20 protein-coding genes and 1 other annotated feature are annotated in these 22,417 nt (G+C 53.5%); of the genes, 13 read left to right on the top strand and 7 right to left on the bottom strand.

Translation table 11 applies throughout. The features are described from left to right. Positions 1–80 precede the first annotated feature (80 nt). From maa to acrA, 5 genes are all read right to left on the bottom strand, one after another. Positions 81–644, bottom strand: a complete 564-nt coding sequence (gene maa, locus AAEY27_RS16465) for a maltose O-acetyltransferase (RefSeq protein ID WP_342321820.1) — start codon at positions 642–644, stop codon at positions 81–83. A gap of 74 nt (positions 645–718) precedes the next feature. Beyond that, positions 719–937 (bottom strand): HHA domain-containing protein, encoded by a 219-nt coding sequence (locus AAEY27_RS16460; RefSeq protein ID WP_017459990.1) that lies wholly within the window; start codon positions 935–937, stop codon positions 719–721. 23 nt (positions 938–960) lie between these two features. Beyond that, positions 961–1,335, bottom strand: a complete 375-nt coding sequence (gene tomB, locus AAEY27_RS16455) for an Hha toxicity modulator TomB (RefSeq protein ID WP_342321819.1) — start codon at positions 1,333–1,335, stop codon at positions 961–963. A 516-nt stretch (positions 1,336–1,851) separates the two neighbouring features. After that, positions 1,852–5,001 carry a multidrug efflux RND transporter permease subunit AcrB gene (acrB, locus tag AAEY27_RS16450; protein WP_342321817.1) on the bottom strand — a complete coding sequence of 1,050 codons (3,150 nt, stop codon included), beginning with the start codon at positions 4,999–5,001 and terminating at the stop codon, positions 1,852–1,854. Between the two features lie 22 nt (positions 5,002–5,023). Continuing rightward, positions 5,024–6,217 carry a multidrug efflux RND transporter periplasmic adaptor subunit AcrA gene (gene acrA / locus AAEY27_RS16445; protein WP_342321816.1) on the bottom strand — a complete coding sequence of 398 codons (1,194 nt, stop codon included), beginning with the start codon at positions 6,215–6,217 and terminating at the stop codon, positions 5,024–5,026. 148 nt (positions 6,218–6,365) lie between these two features. On the opposite strand from acrA, the gene acrR reads away from it, so the two are divergent. After that, the gene (acrR, locus tag AAEY27_RS16440) at positions 6,366–7,019 is read left to right on the top strand and encodes a multidrug efflux transporter transcriptional repressor AcrR (RefSeq protein ID WP_342321814.1); all 654 of its coding nucleotides are present in this window, start codon (positions 6,366–6,368) and stop codon (positions 7,017–7,019) included. A 127-nt stretch (positions 7,020–7,146) separates the two neighbouring features. Beyond that, on the top strand, positions 7,147–10,503 hold the full coding sequence (gene mscK, locus AAEY27_RS16435; RefSeq protein ID WP_342321813.1) for a mechanosensitive channel MscK: 3,357 nt from the start codon (positions 7,147–7,149) through the stop codon (positions 10,501–10,503). A 17-nt stretch (positions 10,504–10,520) separates the two neighbouring features. Here mscK and rsmS read toward each other — a convergent pair whose 3' ends face one another. Then, complete coding sequence (gene rsmS / locus AAEY27_RS16430) at positions 10,521–10,676, bottom strand: pleiotropic regulatory protein RsmS (RefSeq protein ID WP_342321812.1); 156 nt, start codon at positions 10,674–10,676, stop codon at positions 10,521–10,523. A 14-nt stretch (positions 10,677–10,690) separates the two neighbouring features. Next, entirely contained in the window at positions 10,691–11,218 is a 528-nt protein-coding gene (gene priC, locus AAEY27_RS16425; protein ID WP_342321811.1) for a primosomal replication protein N'', read from the bottom strand. Between the two features lie 67 nt (positions 11,219–11,285). Here priC and AAEY27_RS16420 point away from each other — a divergent pair, with 67 nt between their 5' ends. From AAEY27_RS16420 to AAEY27_RS16370, 11 genes are all read left to right on the top strand, one after another. Continuing rightward, positions 11,286–11,663, top strand: coding sequence for a DUF454 family protein (locus AAEY27_RS16420; protein ID WP_342321809.1), 378 nt, complete (start codon positions 11,286–11,288; stop codon positions 11,661–11,663). Positions 11,664–11,816: 153 nt separating this feature from the next. Next, complete coding sequence (apt, locus tag AAEY27_RS16415) at positions 11,817–12,368, top strand: adenine phosphoribosyltransferase (protein ID WP_342321808.1); 552 nt, start codon at positions 11,817–11,819, stop codon at positions 12,366–12,368. A 122-nt stretch (positions 12,369–12,490) separates the two neighbouring features. After that, positions 12,491–14,422, top strand: coding sequence for a DNA polymerase III subunit gamma/tau (gene dnaX / locus AAEY27_RS16410; RefSeq protein ID WP_342321807.1), 1,932 nt, complete (start codon positions 12,491–12,493; stop codon positions 14,420–14,422). After that, positions 13,755–13,819 (top strand) — a sequence feature (DnaX frameshifting element). Its footprint overlaps the gene before it by 65 nt. A gap of 81 nt (positions 14,423–14,503) precedes the next feature. After that, the gene (locus tag AAEY27_RS16405; RefSeq protein ID WP_023478246.1) at positions 14,504–14,833 is read left to right on the top strand and encodes a YbaB/EbfC family nucleoid-associated protein; all 330 of its coding nucleotides are present in this window, start codon (positions 14,504–14,506) and stop codon (positions 14,831–14,833) included. Continuing rightward, on the top strand, positions 14,833–15,438 hold the full coding sequence (gene recR / locus AAEY27_RS16400; RefSeq protein WP_342321804.1) for a recombination mediator RecR: 606 nt from the start codon (positions 14,833–14,835) through the stop codon (positions 15,436–15,438). Before AAEY27_RS16405 ends, recR begins: the two co-directional genes overlap by 1 nt. A gap of 109 nt (positions 15,439–15,547) precedes the next feature. Next, positions 15,548–17,422: a molecular chaperone HtpG gene (gene htpG / locus AAEY27_RS16395; protein ID WP_342321803.1), complete on the top strand. Its 1,875-nt coding sequence runs from the start codon at positions 15,548–15,550 to the stop codon at positions 17,420–17,422. Positions 17,423–17,591: 169 nt separating this feature from the next. Then, positions 17,592–18,236, top strand: a complete 645-nt coding sequence (adk, locus tag AAEY27_RS16390) for an adenylate kinase (protein WP_342321801.1) — start codon at positions 17,592–17,594, stop codon at positions 18,234–18,236. A 113-nt stretch (positions 18,237–18,349) separates the two neighbouring features. Next, positions 18,350–19,312 (top strand): ferrochelatase, encoded by a 963-nt coding sequence (gene hemH / locus AAEY27_RS16385; protein ID WP_342321799.1) that lies wholly within the window; start codon positions 18,350–18,352, stop codon positions 19,310–19,312. Positions 19,313–19,375: 63 nt separating this feature from the next. Next, positions 19,376–20,680: an inosine/guanosine kinase gene (locus tag AAEY27_RS16380; protein WP_342321798.1), complete on the top strand. Its 1,305-nt coding sequence runs from the start codon at positions 19,376–19,378 to the stop codon at positions 20,678–20,680. A gap of 173 nt (positions 20,681–20,853) precedes the next feature. Then, positions 20,854–21,102, top strand: coding sequence for a helix-turn-helix domain-containing protein (locus AAEY27_RS16375; protein ID WP_342321797.1), 249 nt, complete (start codon positions 20,854–20,856; stop codon positions 21,100–21,102). Further along, positions 21,103–22,416 (top strand): type II toxin-antitoxin system HipA family toxin, encoded by a 1,314-nt coding sequence (locus tag AAEY27_RS16370; protein WP_342321795.1) that lies wholly within the window; start codon positions 21,103–21,105, stop codon positions 22,414–22,416. The last annotated feature ends 1 nt before the right edge of the window (position 22,417 follow it).

Raw genomic sequence — 22,417 nt, 5'->3', positions numbered from 1 at the left:
TTGCAGGTGGACAGGCTATTTTAAGTTGCTACTTTGTGTGAAAAAAGTAACAGTTCTGCCACAAAAAAAGATAACAGTTACTACACAGCGGTGGGCAGGGTTTTGATGATCTGCGCCGGATTGCCACCGACGACCACATTGGCCGGTACATCTTTGACGACGACAGCGCCGGAGGCCACCACCACATTATCGCCAATGGTCACGCCGGGATTAATCACGGCGCGTCCGCCGATCCACACATTGTGACCAATAGTGACCGGCTTGCCATATTCAACACCGCTAATCCTTTCGGCGGCATCAACAGGGTGGGTTGCGGTGTAAATATGTACGCCCGGCGCGAGCATGCAATTATCACCAATATTGATGGGACAGACATCAAGCATCACGCAATCAAAATTCGCGTAGAACGCTTTGCCGAGCACAATATTGTAGCCGTAATCACAGCGGAAACTGGGTTCGATATACGCGCCTTCGCTTTGACCGAGGAGTTCAGCGAGGATCGCGCTGCGTTCGGCTTTTTCCTCCGGGCTCGAATGGTTGTAACGATGAAGCAATTGTCGGGCGCGCAGACGATCGGCACGCAGCGTTTCATCTGCTGGGCGATAGGGCAGACCGGCAATCATTTTTTGTTTTTCATCATTCATTGGTTCGGGGGCACCTGGCACGGAGGTTGAACGGCATACTGTTCAGAAAAAACGTAAATAGAGTTTCAGAATAATTAGCGAACAAATTTCCACACGGAGGAGGGGATTTTGTCATAGAGCTTATTCATGGTGAGTTCTGCCAGGCGATGATCGGCTGCTGAATAAAACACCGCAAGTTCCTCATCAGGAAGTTCATATTTATTTTTTTCAATTACGCGTTCGAGGGTATCAATTGTCTGACAGCGTCTTAAACGCATCAAATAATCAATTTTTGTTAATGGTTTTTCGGACATACCTTCACCTTAGTGTTGAAAAATTAACAAGAGTGGCTTACTGGATTAGCCTTGCTTACATTGACGAAACTGCGGAACAGTTTGTTACCTGTTTTACGCCATTTCTGTAAGTCGTGTGTATTAATGCCATAGCTACTGAACAACATAAACGTGTCGTCGAGGTATTCGTCTATCAGTTCAATCAGCTTATTATCTTCATTGTACTTAATTTTATAATTCAGCGCGAAAGTCGCTATGTGTTCTATCAGCTCGTTTAACTGCAAATTGATTGCTGAAGTCGGATCGTTGACCCACCCATGATGGCTCTCTTCAAGATTAACGAGGCAGTCATGGTGCAACGTTTCGCAGAGAAATTTGAGCTGCGCAATATCATGCCTTTTCGGCGAGTATTCGTCCATAACGCATCCCCTTCTGAGTGGTAATTTTTTACTAACCAAAGGCTGATTCAGGATGGGAACTTCTGCTCTGACCAGAGACATATGCTGGTTTACGTTCGGTGATATAACTATATGCCAGTCTCAAAGGGATTTCATTGAGCTATCACGAAAAATTACAAATAATATCTTTTCCTGTCGAAAATGGACGAATAAGCAGTCAAATGTAAGGATGCGAAGCGTCTCATTTACGTCCATTACTGTGCGCGTAGCCTTATGATTCATTAAGTTAGCATAGTATAGATTATTCTTGTTTGGGGAATATTTTGAGGCCAGGATTTTTCTGACTTAAACAGATGATAAGTGCAAATTAAGAATATTACCTGGAATCAAAGATGCATTCCAAATACACAGAGATTATATGCCTTATATCGACAGCATAAATTAAACGAATTAACAATAAATGGTTTAATCATCGGATGAGTTGAAAAGAAAAAGGCCGCTTAGCGCGGCCTTTTTCTAATATAGAACTGAAATAAATCAGTGCTGTTCAACCCTATGGCTGTGCTCAATATCCTCGCTGCGGCGACTAAAGCGGCGGCGAACCACCACAAAGAACACCGGAACGAAGAAGATAGCCAGCACGGTTGCGGTGATCATCCCGCCCATAACGCCTGTACCTACTGCGTTCTGCGCGCCGGAACCCGCGCCAGTACTGATAACCAGCGGCAGAACCCCGAGGATGAACGCCAGCGACGTCATCAGGATTGGACGCAGACGCATACGCACGGCTTCGAGCGTGGCTTCCACCAGGCCTTTACCTTCTTTATCCATTAGATCTTTGGCGAATTCGACGATAAGTATCGCGTTCTTCGCCGACAAGCCAATGGTTGTCAGCAGGCCCACCTGGAAGTAAACGTCGTTACTGAGCCCGCGGAATGTCGCGGCGAGCAACGCACCCACAACCCCTAACGGCACCACCAGCATGACCGAGAACGGAATCGACCAACTCTCATACAACGCCGCCAGACAGAGGAAGACCACAATCAGCGAGATGGCATACAGCGCCGGTGCCTGGTTGCCGGAGAGACGTTCCTGATAGGACATGCCCGTCCAGTCGTAACCGATACCGGTTGGCAACTTGCTAGCCAGTTCTTCCATCATCGCCATCGCTTCACCGGTACTCTTACCAGGCGCTGCCTGACCAAGGAGTTCCATTGACGGCAGACCGTTGTAACGTTCCAGACGCGGCGAACCATATTCCCAGTGTGTTGTAGAGAACGCGGAGAACGGCACCATCTGACCATCGCTGGCACGGACATACCAGGTACCGATATCGCTTGGCAACATACGGTATTTCGCCTGCGACATTACGTACACTTTCTTCACGCGACCGCGGTCGATAAAGTCGTTGACGTAGCTGCCGCCCCAGGCTGCGCCCAGTGTAGTGTTGATGTCGCTAATCGACACACCCAGCGCCTGCGCTTTTTCCTGATCGATGTCGATCTTAAACTGCGGCGTATCTTCCAGACCGTTCGGACGTACGCCCACCAGCAGATCGGCGTGCTGCGCGATTTCGCCGAACAACTGGTTACGCGCCTGGGTCAATTTGTCGTGACCCAGGTTGGCTTGGTCGATCAGTTGGAAGTCAAAGCCGGTTGCCGTACCCAGTTCAACAATCGCGGGGAGGTTAAAGGCGAACACCATCGCATCTTTAATCTGTGCAAAGTGAGCGCTTGCGCGACCCGCAATGGCTGGCACTTTGTTCTCGTCACCCGAACGCTCTTCCCAGTTTTTCAGCGACACGAATGCCAGACCAGTGTTCTGACCGCGACCCGAGAAACCGAAGCCGTTAACGGTAAAGACGGAGTTAACGTTGGCTTTCTCGTTTTCCAGATAGTAATTCGTCACTTCGTCCAGCACTTTCTGCGTACGCTCTTGCGTCGCGCCCGCAGGCAACTGGGCCATGGTCAGAAATACGCCCTGGTCTTCGTCAGGCAGGAACGAACTTGGCAGACGGACAAACAGCACCGCCATGCCCGCAACGATGATGATATAGAGCAGCAGATAACGACCGGTGCTGCGCAGGATGTTGCCCACGCTGTCGGTGTAGTGGTGCGTGCTCTTCTCAAACATGCGGTTGAACCAGCCGAAGAAGCCTTTTTTACCTTCTCCGTGATCGCCTTTCGCAATCGGCTTCAGCATGGTGGCGCACAGCGCGGGCGTTAGGATCAACGCAACCAGCACCGACAGTACCATCGCGGAAACAATGGTAATGGAGAACTGACGATAGATAGCACCGGTAGAGCCACCGAAGAAGGCCATCGGTACGAATACCGCCGACAGCACCAGCGCAATACCGACCAGCGCGCTCTGGATCTGTTCCATTGAGCGCCGCGTCGCTTCTTTCGGCGGCAGGCCTTCTTCCATCATCACACGTTCGACGTTCTCCACCACCACAATGGCGTCATCCACCAACAGGCCTATCGCCAGCACCATACCGAACATGGTGAGGGTGTTTATGGAGTAACCGAACGCGGCGAGTATCGCGAACGTCCCAAGCAAAACCACCGGTACCGCGATGGTTGGAATCAACGTCGCGCGGAAGTTTTGCAGGAACAGATACATTACCAGGAACACCAGCACGATCGCTTCGACCAGCGTTTTCACCACTTCGTTAATAGAGATCTTAACGAACGGTGTGGTGTCGTACGGATACACCACTTTCAAACCGTGTGGGAAGAACGGTTGCAGCTTGGCAATGGTGTCGCGTACTGCGGCTGCGGTATCCAGCGCGTTCGCGCCCGTCGCCAGTTTGATACCCAAACCGGCTGCCGGCTGGCCGTTGTAACGCGCGATAATGTCGTAGTTTTCACCACCCAGTTCGATCTTCGCGACATCGCGCAGACGAACCTGCGAACCGTCGCTGTTCACTTTCAGCAGAATTTTGCCGAACTCTTCTGTCGACGTCAGACGGGTCTGCGCGATGATTGAGGCGTTCAACTGCTGCCCTTTCACCGGCGGCGTACCGCCCAACTGACCGGCTGCCACTTGGGCGTTCTGCGCAGTGATAGCTGAAATAACGTCAACGGGCGTCAGTTGGAAGTTATTCAGCTTGTTCGGATCCATCCAGATACGCATTGCATACTGCGCACCAAACAGCTGAACGTCACCCACGCCCGCAGTACGGCTGACCGGATCTTTGATGGTCGCGCCAACATAGTCGGCAATATCTTCCTGCGTCATTGAGTTATCGGTACTGATCATACCGAGAACCATCAGGAAGCTACTGGATGATTTTTCAACACTCACGCCTTGTTGCTGTACTTCCTGCGGTAAAAGCGGCATGGCCAGTTGCAGCTTGTTCTGCACCTGAACCTGCGCGATATCCGCATCCGTACCGGAATCAAAGGTGATGGTTATCTGAACCGTACCAGAGGAATCACTGTTGGAGGACATGTACAGCAGGTTATCGATACCGTTCATGTTCTGTTCGATAACCTGCGTCACGGTATCCTGCACCGTTTTCGCATCAGCACCAGGGTAGGTTGCTGTGATCTGAACGGCTGGCGGCGCAATCGTTGGATATTGCGCTACCGGCAGTTTGAGGATCGATAGCGCCCCTGCCAGCATGATGATGATCGCGATAACCCACGCAAATATGGGGCGATCGATAAAAAACTTAGCCATGTCTTAACGGCTCCTGTTTAAGTTAAGACTTCGGTTTCTCTGACTGACCGCCGGCCTGAGCTTGCTGTTTATTGTCAGATGTCACTTCCTGGGCTTTCACCTGCGCGCCAGGTTTGACTTTTTGTAACCCTTCAATGATTACGCGATCGCCGCTTTTCAGACCGTCGGTAACCAGCCATTTATCGCCAATGGCCTGGCCCGCGGTAATATTACGGACTTCAACTTTGTCGCCTTCGCCCACGACCATCACCGTCGCGTCGCCGCGCGGCGTGCGGGTCACACCTTGCTGTGGAACCAGCAGTGCGTTCGGGTTAACCCCTTCTTCCAGCTTGGCGCGAACAAACATGCCCGGCAGTAAGAAGTGATCCGGGTTCGGGAACACCGCGCGCAGCGTGATAGAACCGGTAGTCTGGTCAACCGTCACGCCGGAAACTTCAAGGGTGCCCGCTTGCGGATACTGAACGCCGTCATTGGTGACCAGCTCCACTTTCGCTTTGCCGTTTTCCTGTTTCAGGGTTCCGTTCGCCAGTTCTTGTTTCAAACGCAGGAAATCGTTGCTGGACTGGGTGACGTCAACGTAGATCGGGTCAAGCTGCTGCACGGTGGTCAGCGCAGTCGTTTGCCCACTCTGCACCAGTGCGCCTTCCGTTACGGTTGAGGTACCGCTACGACCGCTGATAGGAGAAGTAACTTTAGTGTATGCAAGATTGATACGCGCGGTTTCGACCGCGGCTTTTGCTGCGACAAGCGAGGCGTTCGCCTGTTGAGCGTCTGCCTGCGCCGTGTCGTAATCCTGTTGGCTGATGTATTTAGTGCCTAACAGTTTTTTATAACGATTGACGGTCATTTGGGCGATATTCGCCGCGGCTTGCGCTTTGGCCAAATCACCTTTCGCGCTGTCGTAAGCGGCTTGATAAGTTGCCGGATCAATCTGATAGAGCGAGACACCAGCTTCGACGTCACTGCCTTCGGTGAAGTTGCGTTTTAAAATAATGCCGCTGACCTGCGGACGAACTTCGGCAATGCGAAACGCGCTGGTACGGCCCGGGAGTTCGGTAGTGATTTGCAGAGGTTCCGCTTTGACCGTTACGACACCTACTTCAGGCGCCTGGCCTGCTCCCTGCTGCGCAGGTTTTTCATCACATCCTGTAAGCGCTAAGCTGCCCGAAAGCATCAGAACGACCGCCAGAGGCGTTAACCCTCTGTTTTTGTTCATATGTAAACCTCGAGTGTCCGATTTCAATTTCAAATTGATCAATGGATCAAAGGTCCAAAAACCCATTGCTGCGTTTATATTATGGTCGTGCTATGGTACAAACATTCATAAATGTATGTAAATCTAACTCCTGTAAATTCACCAACATATGGCACGAAAAACCAAACAACAGGCGCTTGAGACACGACAGCATATTCTTGATGTCGCCATGCGGTTGTTTTCCCAACAGGGCGTTTCTTCTACTTCGCTGGCTGAAATTGCGCAGGCGGCAGGCGTGACTCGCGGCGCGATTTACTGGCATTTCAAAAATAAGTCAGATTTGTTTAGTGAAATTTGGGAACTGTCAGAGTCCAGTATTGGCGATTTAGAGATTGAGTATCGGGCAAAATTCCCTGGCGATCCACTCTCAGTGTTAAGAGAAATATTGGTTTATATCCTTGAAGCAACGGTTGTTGAAGAGCGCCGTCGCTTGATGATGGAAATCATTTTCCACAAATGCGAGTTTGTCGGCGAAATGGCGGTGGTGCAAGAAGCGCAGCGGGATTTATGCCTCGAAAGCTATGATCGCATTGAAGCGACGTTGAACGAATGCATTCAGGCAAAATCGCTGCCCGCTAATTTACTCACGCGCCGCGTCGCGGTGTTAATGCGCGCGTATGTTTCCGGGATTATGGAAAACTGGCTGTTCGCGCCACAATCTTTTGATCTTAAAAAAGAAGCCCGTGACTATGTGGCGATCCTGTTGGAAATGTGCCAGTTTTGCCCCACGCTACGCAACGGCGAACCTTCCCTCAGCGCGTGATTCCTCCAGCCGCCAGGATTTCTCCTGGAGGCTTCTCACTCTTCTAGGTAGTTATCTAACTGCGTGATATTCTTCGCGCGTGGCTATTCCGGCCGCCTTTCCCGTACAGAAAACGATCGCTCAAATTATGTTGCACAACAATCGCACGCAAAACACATTCGCAGCTTTTGCCACCGCACTGTTTCTTGTCTTTTTAAGCCTGGTGAGTAACGTCGCTTTGGCGCAGACAACCAGTGATTTGCCCTCCCGCAACGATGTGCAAAGCCAACTCGACACGCTGAATAAGCAAAAAAATCATTCGGCGCAGGACAAACTGGTTATCCAGGATCTGACCGAAACGCTGGAAACGCTCGATAAAATCGATCGCGTGAAGCAGGAAACCGCGCTGCTGAAGCAAAAAGTCGCGCAGGCACCGGAAAAACTGCGCCAGGCAACCGATGCGCTCAACGCGCTCAGCGATAAAGACAACGACGACGAAACACGTAAAACGCTCGCCACGCTCTCTCTGCGCCAACTTGAATCGCGCGTTTCGCAACTGCTCGAAGATCTGCAAACCGCGCAGAATGACTTATCCAATTACAACAGCCAACTGGTCTCATTACAGACGCAGCCGGAACGCGTACAAAGCGCAATGTACGCCGCCTCGCAACAGTTACAGCAAATTCGCAACCGCCTGAACGGCACTGTCGCGGGCGAGGGCGCATTGCGTCCAACGCAGCAAACGCTGTTGCAGGCGCAGCAGGCGTTGCTCAATGCGCAAATCGAACAACTGCGTAAAAGCCTTGAAGGCAACACGACATTGCAGGACACCCTGCAAAAGCAACGTGATTACGTGACGGCGAACAGTAATCGTCTCGAACACCAGTTGCAGTTGTTGCAGGAAGCGGTGAACAGCAAGCGTTTGACGCTGACGGAAAAAACTGCGCAGGAAGCCGTCACGCCGGATGAAACGGCGCGTATTCAGGCAAATCCGCTGGTGAAACAGGAACTGGATATCAACCACCAGCTTAGCCAGAAACTGATTTCTGCCACCGAAAGCGGAAACGCACTGGTGCAGCAGAATATCAAAGTGAAAAACTGGCTCGATCGCGCACTGCAATCCGAACGCAATATTAAAGAACAAATTTCCGTGCTGAAAGGCAGCCTGCTGCTGTCGCGTATTCTTTATCAGCAACAACAAACGCTGCCGTCGGCGGATGAGCTGGAAGACATGACCAACCGCATCGCGGATTTGCGTCTTGAGCAGTTCGACATCAACCAGCAGCGTGACGCGCTGTTTCAGAATGAAAACTTTGTCGCCAGGCTCGAAGAGGGCCATCAAAGCGAGGTGAACGATGAAGTTCACGACGCATTGCTGCAAGTGGTTGATATGCGCCGCGAACTGCTCGATCAGTTGAACAAGCAACTGGGCAACCAACTGATGATGGCGATTAACTTGCAGGTCAATCAGCAGCAGTTGATGAGTGTGTCGAAGAGCTTGCAAGAGATCCTGACGCAGCAAATCTTCTGGGTAAACAGCAATAAACCGATGGACTGGGACTGGATCAAATCCTTCCCGAAAGCGCTGCACGACCAGATAAAAGGCACCAAAATCACAGTTAACTGGGAAAAAGCCTGGCCTGCAGTCGCCATCGCGTTCCTGGCCGGTTTGCCGCTTTTACTGATTGCCGGGCTGATCCGCTGGCGTTTGCGCTGGCTGAAAAGTTACCAGGCGAAACTCGCTGCGCAAGTCGGGCAATTACGCAGTGACAGCCAGTTGCATACGCCCAAAGCGATTCTCATCGATCTGATCCGCGCGTTGCCGGTATGTCTGCTGATTCTGGCCGTCGGCCTGATCCTGCTCACTATGCAGCTGAATATCAGTGAACTGCTATGGGCGTTCAGTAAAAAACTGGCGCTATTCTGGCTGGTATTTGGCCTGTGCTGGAAAGTGCTGGAAAAAGACGGCGTCGCGGTGAACCACTTTAATATGCCCGAACAACTGACCAGCCACTGGCGTCGGCAGATCGTGCGCGTCAGCCTGGCCTTACTGCCGCTGCATTTCTGGTCAGTAGTGTCGGAGCTTTCCCCGTTGCATCTGATGGATGATGTGCTCGGGCAGTTTGTGATTCTGCTGAACTTGCTGGTCATCACCGGCTTGGTCTGGCCGATGTTCCGCGAAAGCTGGCGCGATAAAGAGTCACATGGCATGCGTCTGGTGACGGTTACCGTGCTGGCGATTGTGCCGATTGCTTTGATGGTGCTGACCGCGACCGGTTACTTCTACACTACGCTGCGCCTTTCCGGGCGCTGGATTGAAACCGTTTATCTGGTGATCATCTGGAACCTGCTTTACCAGACGGTCCTGCGCGGTTTGAGCGTGGCGGCGCGCCGTATTGCCTATCGCCGTGCGCTGGCGCGTCGTCAGAATATGGTGAAAGAGGGGGCCGAAGGCGCGGAACCACCGGAAGAACCGACCATTGCGCTGGAGCAGGTTAACCAGCAAACACTGCGAATCACCATGCTGGTGATGGTGGCGCTGTTTGGCGTGGTGTTCTGGGCCATTTGGTCGGATTTGATCACCGTGTTCGCCTATCTCGACAGCATCACGCTGTGGCATTACAACGGTACCGAAGCCGGTGCGGCAGTGGTGAAAAGCGTCACGCTCGGCAGCCTGTTATTTGCAGTGATTGTGTTTGTGGTGGCCTGGGCGCTGATTCGTAACTTGCCCGGTTTGCTGGAAGTGTTGGTGCTCTCAAGGCTCAATATGCGCCAGGGGTCATCGTACGCCGTCACCACGATTTTGAATTACATCATTATCGCGGTCGGGGCGTTGACGGTCTTCGGTTCGTTAGGCGTGTCGTGGGACAAATTGCAATGGCTGGCGGCGGCACTGTCGGTCGGCCTCGGGTTTGGCTTGCAGGAGATCTTCGGTAACTTTGTCTCCGGTCTGATCATTCTGTTCGAGCGCCCGGTGCGCATCGGCGATACCGTCACTATCGGTACCTTCTCTGGCACGGTCAGCAAAATCCGCATTCGTGCCACCACCATCACCGACTTTGACCGTAAAGAGGTGATTATCCCGAACAAAGCGTTCGTTACCGAGCGCCTGATCAACTGGTCGCTGTCCGATACCATCACCCGCGTGGTGATCCGCCTTGGCGTGGCCTACGGTTCGGATCTGGATAAAGTGAAAAAAGTGCTGCTGAAAGCGGCGATGGAACACCCGAAAGTAATGCACGATCCCGAACCCTCGGTGTTTTTCACCACCTTTGGGCCGAGCACGCTGGATCACGAATTGCGTCTGTATGTGCGTGAACTGCGCGATCGCAGCTATACCGTGGACGAGCTCAACCGCACTATCGATCAGCTGTGCCGCGAGAACGACATCAACATCGCTTTCAATCAGTTGGAAGTTCACCTGCGCAATGGCAATGGTGAGGAAGTGACAGAGGTGAAACGCGAGCTAAAAGGCGACGATCCAACGCCTGCCACGATGAACTAAACGCGTGCCCCTCTTCCTTAGGGGAGGGGGGCCGATAATTGCTTCTTCTCGAAATCCCGCTTCACAATTTCCAGCGCCTTTAACACCACTTCTGGCGCGATCTCATGCTGTTCCAGCAACATAATCAAATCCACAGCCAGCTTGACCTCATCCGGGGCATTTTCCAGTGACATGATTTTTCCTCGGGTTAACGGGTTAAGCGCGCCAGCACGCTCTCAATATTGTCCAGCGCATTGCGACAGCGCGCGAGCCGTGCGCTCAGTGCCTCGACTTCTTTATGCAATTGCTGCTGCTCAATCAGCGTTGTGACCGTTGTTAAACGTTGTTCGCGTTCGCGCTTCATCGCCAGCAAACGGCGTTCATACTCCTGATGCTGCAAACGTCGGCGTTGCCAGCGGGTAATGCCGGGAGACGAATTGTCCCATGCGCGCAGCGACCAGACCGCGCTTTCACGCGTTAAGGCCGCGATTTGCGCCGTTAAGTGTTCGGCAAGCCAGGTCACCTGCGGCAAATGATTGCCATTCACCGCGTGGCGCAATGCCGCCAGGTTTGCGGCGGTTTCATCCAGATAGGATTGCATCAGCGTGTTGCGAGTCTGAAAAAGATGTCGATCAAAGCGCGGGCTGACCGTGGTATGTTGCGCCAGCGGCGCGGCCTGTTGGCGCAGTACCGTCAGTTGTCGTTCCAGCGTCTGTAAAAGCGCGTCGCTTTTCATGCCTCTCCCCCTGTAAATCGCGGTGATTATGTTACATTACCCGCTCATCCCGGTAACGATTCGCATTATGCAACGCACTATTTTAATCATCATTGGCTGGCTGGCGGTAGTGCTCGGCACTCTCGGCGTCGTATTGCCTCTTTTACCGACCACCCCTTTCATTTTATTGGCCGCGTGGTGTTTTGCGCGCTCATCGCCGCGGTTTCATCAATGGCTGCTTTACCGTTCCTGGTTCGGCGGCTATTTGCGTCACTGGCAGCAATACCGCGCGATGCCGCCCGGCGCGAAGCCGCGTGCTATCGCCGTGACGCTGGTGACCTTCGCCATTTCGTTGTATTTCGTGCACATGTTGTGGGTGCGCATTCTGCTGTTGATCATTTTGGCCTGCCTGCTGATTTTTATGTGGCGCATTCCTGTGATTGATGCAAAGCAACAAAAACCATAAAGCGCAGCAATGGCTGTTGCAATTGTCGTGCGCAGCCAGTAAATTCGAGCGTTTTCGAGCACGGGTGCGGCTGGTTAAATGTTAATCAGTGGTTACATAAGCCTTCAATCGCATGTACCGTGAGTAATACCGTTTCTATCAGGCAAAAAATCCATGACAGCGACTGCGCAGCAGCTTGAATTTCTCAAAAACAGCATCAAAAGCATTCAGGATTACCCAAAGCCGGGCATCCTGTTCCGTGATGTCACCAGTTTGCTGGAAGACCCGAAAGCGTACGCTCTCAGCATCGAATTGCTGGTTGAGCGTTACAAAAACGCCGGGATCACCAAAGTTGTCGGTACCGAAGCGCGTGGCTTCCTGTTTGGCGCACCGGTTGCGCTGGGTCTGGGCGTTGGCTTCGTGCCGGTGCGCAAGCCGCGTAAACTGCCGCGTGAAACCATCGCCGAAAGCTACGAGCTGGAATACGGCACCGATCAGTTAGAGATCCACGTCGATGCAATCGAAGCGGGCGACAAAGTGCTGGTGGTGGATGATCTGCTGGCGACCGGCGGTACCATCGAAGCGACAGTCAAGTTGATCCGCCGCTTGGGTGGCGAAGTGACCGACGCGGCATTCATCATTAATCTGTTCGACCTCGGTGGCGAGAATCGCCTTGAAAAACAAGGTGTTACCAGCTACAGCCTGGTGCCGTTCCCGGGGCATTGATCCTGCGGCCCACGCAAACACACTTCATCTCTCACGCCTGAGGGATGAAGTGCATTCACAGCCGTTGCTGTGTTAGCATTATCCCTTCGTGAATCCACCTTCCAGCGTTTCAGAGCCTGCCAATGAGTTATCAGGTCTTAGCCCGAAAATGGCGACCACAAACTTTTGCTGACGTCGTCGGCCAGGAGCATGTGCTGACCGCACTGGCGAACGGCTTAACATCAGGACGCATTCATCATGCGTATCTGTTCTCCGGCACCCGTGGCGTCGGGAAAACCTCTATTGCCCGTTTGCTGGCGAAGGGGCTGAACTGCGAAACCGGCATCACCGCCACGCCGTGCGGCGTCTGTGATAACTGCCGTGAAATCGAGCAGGGACGTTTTGTCGATTTGATTGAAATCGACGCCGCCTCGCGCACCAAAGTCGAAGACACCCGCGACCTGCTGGACAACGTGCAGTACGCCCCGGCGCGCGGCCGCTTCAAAGTTTATCTGATCGATGAAGTGCATATGCTCTCGCGTCACAGCTTTAACGCGCTGTTAAAAACGCTTGAAGAGCCGCCCGCGCACGTCAAATTCCTGCTGGCGACCACCGATCCGCAAAAACTGCCGGTGACCATTCTTTCCCGTTGCCTGCAGTTCCATCTCAAAGCGCTGGATGTCGACCAGATCCGCACCCAGCTTGAACATATTCTCGCCGACGAGAAGATCGAATCTGAACCGCGCGCCCTGCAACTGCTCGCCCGCGCGGCCGATGGCAGCCTGCGCGATGCGCTGAGCCTGACCGATCAGGCGATTGCCAGCGGTAACGGTCAACTTTCTGCCGCCGTTGTCAGTTCAATGCTCGGTACATTAAATGACGATCAGGCGCTGTTGCTGGTTGAAGCCGTGGTGGCCGCCAACGGCGAACGCGCAATGGCGCTGGTCAATGACGCCGCCTCCCGTGGTATTGAGTGGGATGCTCTGCTGCTGGAGATGCAAACCCTGTTGCACCGTATCGCTATGGTTCAATTGACGCCCGCCGCGCTCGGCAGCGATATGGCGCCGGTTGAACATCGCCTGCGTGAGCTAGCGCGCACCGTGCCGCCAACCGACGTGCAGCTTTATTACCAGACACTGCTGATTGGCCGTAAAGAGCTGCCGTTCGCGCCGGACCGGCGGATGGGCGTTGAAATGACGCTGCTGCGCGCGCTGGCGTTTCATCCGCGTATGCCGTTGCCCGCGCCGGAAGTTCAGCAACAATCTTTCGCGCCCGTCGCCCCAACGGCGGTGATTTCGCCGCAACAGGTGGCACCCGCACCGCAGGCGCAGCACGCGCCACAACCGGATGTTCCCTTGCCGGAGTCGACCAGCCAAGTGTTGGCGGCGCGCAGACAACTGCAACGTGCGCAGGGAGCAGACAAAGCAAAAAAGAGTGAACCGGCAGCCGCAACCCGCGCGCGGCCGGTGAACAATGCCGCGCTGGAGAGACTGGCATCGGTGACCGAGCGCGTGCAATCACGCCCGGCGCCGTCGGCGCTTGAACAGATGCCTGCGAAGAAAGAAGCCTATCGCTGGAAAGCGACCACTATCGTTGAAGAAGTCAAAGAAGTGGTCGCCACGCCGAAAGCGCTGAAAAAAGCGCTGGAGCATGAAAAAACGCCGGAGCTGGCGAAAAAGCTGGCGGAAGAGGCCATTGAGCGTGACGCCTGGGCCAACGAAGTCAGCCAGCTTAAGCTGCCAAAACTAGTGGAACAGGTCGCATTGAATGCCTGGAAAGAGCAAGACGGTGAGCGTTGGTGCCTGCATTTGCGCAGTTCACAGCGCCATCTTAATTCCCCGGCGGCGCAGAAAGCATTGAGTGACGCGCTGAGCGAATTGCACGGTTCTGCGGTTGAACTGACGATTATTGAAGATGATAATCCGGCGGAGCGTACGCCGCTGGAGTGGCGTCAGGCAATCTATGAAGAGAAACTCGCGCAGGCGCGTGAGTCGATTATCGCGGATAACAATATCCAGACCCTGCAACGGTTTTTCGATGCGGATCTGGATGAAGAGAGTATCCGCCCCCTTTGACGGGCTGCTGGCGCAACCCGTTTTCAACCCTGAATGTGACTTATCACTCTGGTCAGTCACCACAGCTAAAGAGAGAAGCCTATGTTTGGTAAAGGCGGTCTGGGTAACCTGATGAAGCAGGCCCAGCAGATGCAAGAAAAAATGCAGAAAGTGCAGGAAGAGATAGCTCAGCTGGAAGTGACCGGCGAATCTGGCGCGGGTCTGGTGAAAGTCACCATCAACGGCGCCCATAACTGCCGTCGCGTGGAGATCGATCCGAGCCTGCTGGAAGACGACAAAGAGATGCTGGAAGATCTGGTTGCCGCTGCTTTTAACGATGCCGCTCGCCGCATTGAAGAAACCCAGAAAGAGAAAATGGCTTCCGTCTCTTCCGGTATGTCTCTGCCGCCAGGCTTTAAGATGCCGTTCTGATGCAAACCAGTCCGCTGTTAACGCAGCTTATGGAAGCCCTGCGCTGCCTGCCGGGCGTTGGCCCGAAGTCGGCGCAGCGCATGGCGTTTACGCTGTTGCAGCGGGATCGCAGCGGCGGTATGCGTCTTGCGCAGTCGCTCACCCGGGCGATGTCGGAAATCGGTCACTGTAGCGATTGCCGAACGTTTACCGAGCAAGAGATCTGCAATATTTGCAGCAACCCTCGTCGCCAGGAAAACGGTCAAATCTGCGTGGTGGAAAGCCCGGCGGATATCTACGCCATTGAGCAAACCGGGCAGTTCTCTGGCCGCTACTTTGTGCTCATGGGGCATCTGTCGCCGCTGGACGGTATCGGGCCTGATGATATCGGCCTCGACAGGCTGGAGCAGCGTCTTGAGTCTGAAAAAATCCAGGAAGTGATCCTCGCCACCAACCCCACGGTGGAAGGAGAGGCGACGGCCAACTATATTGCGGAGCTGTGCGCGCAATATGGCGTGGAAGCCAGCCGTATCGCGCACGGTGTGCCGGTGGGCGGCGAACTGGAAATGGTCGACGGTACGACGTTGTCGCACTCGTTAGCCGGGCGTCACAAGATTCGTTTTTAACCAAACGGAGGCAGAAATTTTTGCCTCCGCTTGAAAATTACCTCTCCTACCCCCACTTCTCCCTCAACGCTTTTTTCACCTTGTAAATGGCATTGTTGAGGTTTTCCCAATGAAAGGACAAGAAACTCGTGGTTTCCAGTCAGAGGTCAAACAGCTTCTGCATTTGATGATCCACTCTCTTTATTCCAACAAAGAAATCTTCCTGCGTGAGCTTATCTCCAACGCCTCTGATGCGGCGGACAAACTGCGTTTCCGCGCGCTCTCCAAACCTGAACTATACGAAGGCGACGGCGATCTGCACGTGCGTGTCTCCTTTGATAAAGAGAACCGCACGCTGACCATCGCCGACAACGGCATTGGTATGACGCGCGATGAAGTCATTGACCATCTGGGGACGATTGCCAAATCCGGCACCAAAGCGTTCCTCGAATCAATGGGTTCCGACCAGGCGAAAGACAGCCAGCTGATTGGTCAGTTCGGCGTTGGTTTCTATTCCGCGTTTATTGTTGCCGATAAAGTGACCGTGCGTACCCGTGCGGCGGGCGAAGGTGCGGAAAACGGCGTGTTCTGGGAATCGGAAGGCGCGGGCGAATATACCGTCGCCGACATCACCAAAGCCGATCGCGGTACTGAAATCACCCTGCATCTGCGCGAAGGGGAAGATGATTTCCTCAACGACTGGCGTGTGCGTTCCATCATCAGCAAATATTCCGACCATATCGCCCTGCCGGTTGAGATCGAAAAACAGGAAGAGAAAGACGGCGAAACCGTCGTTTCCTGGGAAAAGATCAACAAAGCGCAGGCGCTGTGGACGCGCAACAAGTCGGAAATCAAAGACGACGAGTACAACGAGTTTTACAAACACATTTCCCACGACTTTACCGACCCGCTGATCTGGAGCCACAACCGTGTGGAAGGGAAGCAGGAGTACACCAGCCTGCTTTATATCCCGTCGCAGGCGCCGTGGGATATGTGGAACCGCGATCACAAGCACGGCCTGAAACTCTACGTGCAGCGCGTGTTTATCATGGACGAAGCTGAACAGTTTATGCCGAACTATCTGCGCTTCGTGCGTGGCCTGGTGGATTCCAACGATCTGCCGCTCAACGTCTCCCGTGAAATCCTGCAAGACAGCAGTGTTACCCGCAGCCTGCGCACCGCGTTGACCAAACGCGTGCTGCAAATGCTGGAAAAACTGGCGAAAGACGACGCGGAAAAATACCAGACCTTCTGGCAACAGTTTGGCCTGGTGCTGAAAGAGGGGACCGGCGAAGACAGCGCCAACCTGGAAACCATTGCCAAACTGCTGCGTTTCGCGTCAACGCACAATGACTCTTCTGCGCAAACCGTGTCGCTGGACGAGTACGTGTCGCGCATGAAAGAAGGGCAGGAGAAGATCTACTTCATCACCGCCGACAGCTACGCCGCGGCGAAGAGCAGCCCGCATCTGGAGCTGCTGCGTAAGAAAGGCATCGAAGTGCTGTTGCTTTCCGATCGCATTGATGAGTGGATGATGAGCTACCTGACCGAGTTCGACGGTAAGCCGTTCCAGTCTGTTGCGAAAGCCGATGCGTCGCTGGACAAGCTGGCGGACGAAGTAGACGAAAGCACAAAAGAAGCCGAAAAAGCGCTGGAGCCGTTTGTTGAGCGCGTGAAAAACCTGCTCGGCGAGCGCGTGAAAGAGGTGCGTTTGACGCATCGTCTGACCGATACTCCGGCGGTGGTGGTGACCGATGCCGACGAAATGAGCACACAAATGGCGAAGTTGTTTGCTGCCGCAGGCCAGAGCGCGCCGGAAGTGAAGTATATCTTCGAACTGAACCCGGATCACGCGCTGGTAAAACGCGCAGCGGAGACTCAGGACGAAGCGCAGTTCAACGAATGGGTTGAGCTGCTGCTCGATCAGGCGCTGTTTGCCGAGCGCGGTACGCTGGAAGATCCTAACCAGTTCATTCGCCGTATGAATCAGTTATTGGTTTCGTAAACACGCACAGGGAGGCATTCACGCCTCCCTTTTTTTGTGCCCTTTCTCAAATAAGAAAACAGACCATTAACCGTTTCAGCGGGCGCGCCTTCCTTGAGCCATACTCGTTCTGGTGGTATCTTTTAGCGCTTTTTGAAAAATTGAACCAACTTTTGAGGGGATTTTCGCAATGCGTATTATTCTGCTTGGCGCTCCGGGCGCGGGTAAAGGAACTCAGGCGCAGTTCATCATGGAGAAATACGGTATTCCGCAAATCTCTACCGGTGACATGCTGCGTGCTGCGGTGAAATCTGGCAGCGAACTGGGCAAACAGGCAAAAGACATCATGGACGCGGGCAAACTGGTGACTGACGAACTGGTTATCGCGTTGGTGAAAGAGCGTATCTCCCAGGAAGATTGCCGTAACGGTTTTCTGCTGGACGGCTTTCCGCGAACCATTCCGCAGGCTGACGCCATGAAAGAAGCGGGCATCAACGTCGATTTCGTGCTCGAATTCGCCGTGCCGGATGAGCTGATCGTGGATCGCATCGTCGGTCGTCGCGTACACGCGGCTTCTGGTCGCGTTTACCACGTCAAATTCAATCCGCCGAAAGTGGAAGGCAAAGACGACGTGACCGGCGAAGCGCTGACCACCCGCAAAGACGATCAGGAAGAAACCGTGCGTAAACGTCTGGTGGAATATCATCAGCTGACTGCACCGCTGATTGGCTACTATCAGAAAGAAGCCGAAGCCGGCAACACGCAATACGCGAAAGTGGACGGCACCAAAGCCGTTAGCGATGTGCGTGCCGAACTGGAAAAAATCCTCGGCTAATCCTTCTCTCCCCGGCGTTCTGCCGGGGGAGTCTCTATCAATCACTACGATTGGTTCCGTTTACGCACATTTCAGCTACAATCATCAACCACTTAAATGATTAAGAGGCGCGAATGAGTCAGGCGAAAACGGGCATTTTGTTGGCCAATCTCGGCACCCCAGATGCACCCACCCCCCAGGCCGTTAAACGTTATTTACGGCAATTTTTAAGCGATAAACGTGTGGTGGATACCCCTCGTTTGCTGTGGTGGCCGCTATTACGCGGTGTGATCCTGCCTGTTCGTTCGCCACGTGTGGCAAAACTCTATCACTCCGTGTGGATGGAAGAGGGTTCGCCCCTGATGGTTTACAGCCGCAGGCAGCAGCAGGCGCTGGCGGCGCGGCTGCCGGATGTGCCTGTAGTACTCGGCATGAGCTACGGTTCGCCGTCGCTAGAAAGCGCAGTGGATGAATTATTGTCGCAGGATGTCGAACATATCGTCGTGCTGGCGCTCTATCCGCAATACTCCTGTTCGACAGTGGCGGCGGTGTGGGATGAGCTGGCGCGCATCCTGGCGAAAAAACGCCATATCCCCGGTATCTCCTTTATTCGTGATTACGCTGACGACGCGGATTACATCGCTGCGCTGACGAACCGCGTGCGCACATCCTTTGCCGAGCATGGCGAGCCGGATCTGCTGCTGCTCTCTTATCACGGCATTCCGCAACGTTATGCGGCGGAAGGTGATGATTACCCGCAACGCTGCCGCGATACCACGCGCGAACTGGTTTCCGCCCTCGATTTGCCGCCGGAAAAAGTGATGATGACTTTCCAGTCTCGCTTTGGGCGCGAGCCGTGGTTAACGCCTTACACTGACGAAACGTTGAAAATGCTCGGCGAAAAAGGCGTGAAACATATTCAGGTGATGTCGCCCGGTTTTGCGGCGGACTGCCTGGAAACGCTGGAGGAGATCGCCGTGCAAAACCGCGAGTTCTTCCTCGAAGCGGGTGGCGAGAAATACGAATACATTCCCGCGCTGAACGATGCCCCTGAACATATCGACATGATGGCCAACCTGACGGCGAAATATCGCTGATCGCCGCCTGGGCTGAGAATGTGTTAACATTCACAGCCCGTATGTATGGCACGTATCTCAATCATGAAATTTCCCGGTAAACGTAAATCCAAACACTATTTCCCCGTCGACGCCCGCGATCCGTTATTGCAACAAATCCAACCAGAAAGTGAGATCAGCGCCTGCTGGGTGGTCGGTATCGATCAGACGTTGGTGGACATTGAAGCGAAGGTGGACGATGCGTTTGTCGCGCGTTATGGGCTGAGTGCCGGGCACTCGCTGGTGATTGCGGATGACGTTGCCGAAGCGCTGTATCAGGAACTGGTTCGCGAGAACTTAATCACCCATCAGTTTGCCGGTGGCACCATTGGCAACACGCTGCACAACTACTCGGTGTTGGCTGACGATCGCTCAGTATTGCTCGGCGTGATGTGTGACAACGTGCAGATTGGCAGCTACGCCTACCGCTATTTGTGCAATACCTCCAGCCGCACCGATTTGAACTACCTGCAAGGTGTTGATGGCGCGATTGGCCGCTGCTTTACGCTGATCAGCGACAGCGGCGAGCGTACATTCGCCATCAGCCCTGGTCATATGAACCAGTTACGCGCTGAAAGCATCCCGGAAGCGGTGATTGCCGGTGCGTCTGCGCTGGTGCTCTCTTCCTATCTGGTGCGTTGCAAACCCGGCGAGCCGATGCCGGATGCAACCATGCAGGCGGTGGCGTATGCCAAAAAACACAATGTGCCGGTCGTTTTGACGCTAGGCACCAAATACGTGATCGCCGATAACGTGCAGTGGTGGCGTGATTTCCTCAAAGAGAACGTGTCGATTTTGGCGATGAACGAAGAGGAAGGCCACGCGTTGACCGGCGAAAGCGATCCGCTACTGGCGGCAGATAAAGCGTTGGACTGGGTGGATTTGGTGCTGTGCACCGCAGGCCCGGTAGGGTTGTATATGGCAGGGTTTACCGAAGACGACGCGAAGCGTAAAACCCAGCATCCGCTGCTGCCCGGCGCGATTGCCGAGTTTAATCAATTCGAATTCAGCCGCGCGTTGCGCCACAAAGAGTGTGAAAACCCGCTGCGCATTTACTCGCACATTGCGCCATACATGGGCGGGCCGGAAAAGATCATGAACACCAACGGCGCGGGCGATGGCGCACTGGCCGCGTTGCTGCACGACATTACCGCCAATAACTATCACCGCACCAATGTGCCGAACTCCAGCAAACATAAATACAATTGGCTCACCTACTCGTCGCTGGCGCAGGTATGTAAATACGCCAACCGCGTAAGTTATCAAGTGTTGAACCAGCATTCACCGCGCTTAACCCGTGGCCTGCCGGAGCGGGAAGATAGCCTCGAAGAATCCTACTGGGAGCGTTGATTTTTCCGGGGCGGTCAGATTAAAAGCCGGTACAGCAAGAGGTATCGGCTTTTTTATGCGCATTCGACCATAAAATACATTTTATGAGCGAATGACCATAAAATTGATTTTATGCGTAATCGCGCATAAACTGATTTTTATGCGCTAGTGACCATAAAAATGGAGAGAGAACCTTGAAGATTACGTCCCCGGAACAGCTAGCTATTTTTTTAAAAGATGTGCGAAAACAAGAGAAATTAGCGCAAAAGCAATTGGCGGAAAAAGTGGGGTTACGCCAAGAGACGCTCTCTAAATTTGAAAATAGCCCGGCCAAAACCCAGATCGAAACCCTGTTCAAAATCCTGTCGGCAATGAATATGGAGTTGCATGTGGAAAAGAGAGGCGAAAAAACAGCCACGCAAGGCTGGACGGAGGAGTGGTAAATGAGAGGCCTGTCCGTATATATGAATGGTTTTCTGGTCGGGTCATTAGTGCAGCAAAATAGCGGCGCAAATATCTTTCAATATCACCAGACGTGGCTACAAACCGCAGGCGCGCGCCCTATATCGCTCTCTATGCCACTGCGTGAAATAGAATATTCAGGCGAAGTCGTATTCAATTTTTTCGATAATCTGTTGCCGGATAACCGCGAAATTCGCGAAAGGGTTGCCCGTCGCTATCAGGCGAACTCACTGCAGCCGTTTGATCTGTTATATGAAATCGGCCGTGATTGTGTCGGCGCATTGATTCTTCAGCCGCCGGAAGAGGCGATAAAGAACATCAAACAGATATCAAGTGAAGCGCTGAATGATGAGCAGTTGGGAGAGATTCTGGCAGGTTACATGAGTACTTCCCGTTATCTGCAACAGGAGAGCAGGGACTTTCGTATTTCCATTGCTGGTGCGCAGGAAAAGACCGCGCTACTTCGTTATCACGACTGCTGGCAGATCCCAACGGGCGTTACGCCTACCACGCATATTTTCAAACTGCCTGTGGGGGAGATCCAAAGCCATAGCTACAAGCTGGATCTCCGTGAAAGCGTTGAGAATGAGTGGCTGAGTATGCTGCTGGCTGACCTTTATGGGATGGCCGTGCCTACGTGTGAAATTATCTCTACGTCCCATACTCGCGCCTTGGCTGTTACACGCTTTGACCGTCGTTTCGTTGACGGTGGCCGGTGGATTGCCCGTCTTCCACAAGAAGATATGTGTCAGGCACTTGGTTACCCTTCAACGAAAAAATATGAGAGCGATGGCGGGCCGAGCATTGTTGAGATCATGCATTTTTTGCTGGGGTCAGATTACGCTGATGAAGATAGAGAAACTTTTATGCGTTCACATATTCTGTTCTGGCTCCTTGCCGCTAGCGATGGGCATGCTAAAAACTATTCCGTTTTTATCCGACCAAACGGTGGATACTGCCTGACACCGCTTTACGATATTCTCTCTTGTTATCCTATGATTGGCGGTCAAGGGCTGGCGAGGCAAGAGATTAAAATGGCGATGGCGCTACGTTCCACCGGAAGAGGTGGAAAAAAATATGACTGGGACATGATTTACCCCCGTAACTTTCTGGCAACGGCGCGAGAGTGTGGGTTCAGCGAAGAGCGAATGGCAGCGTTGTTAACCGAGTTTCACGACAAAACGCCCGCCGTGATTGCCGAAGCACGCCAGCGGTTGCCCGCAGGATTTCCAGTACATATTAGCGACGCCATTTTTGACGGTGTGCAACGGGCGGCCCGTCGGCTGGCACCATAAA

The organism is Kosakonia sp. BYX6, assembly GCF_038449125.1.
Classification (GTDB): Bacteria; Pseudomonadota; Gammaproteobacteria; order Enterobacterales; family Enterobacteriaceae; genus Kosakonia; species Kosakonia calanthes.
The sequence above is the reverse complement of the archived record's forward strand: the minus strand, read 5'-3'. Positions and strand labels throughout refer to the sequence as shown.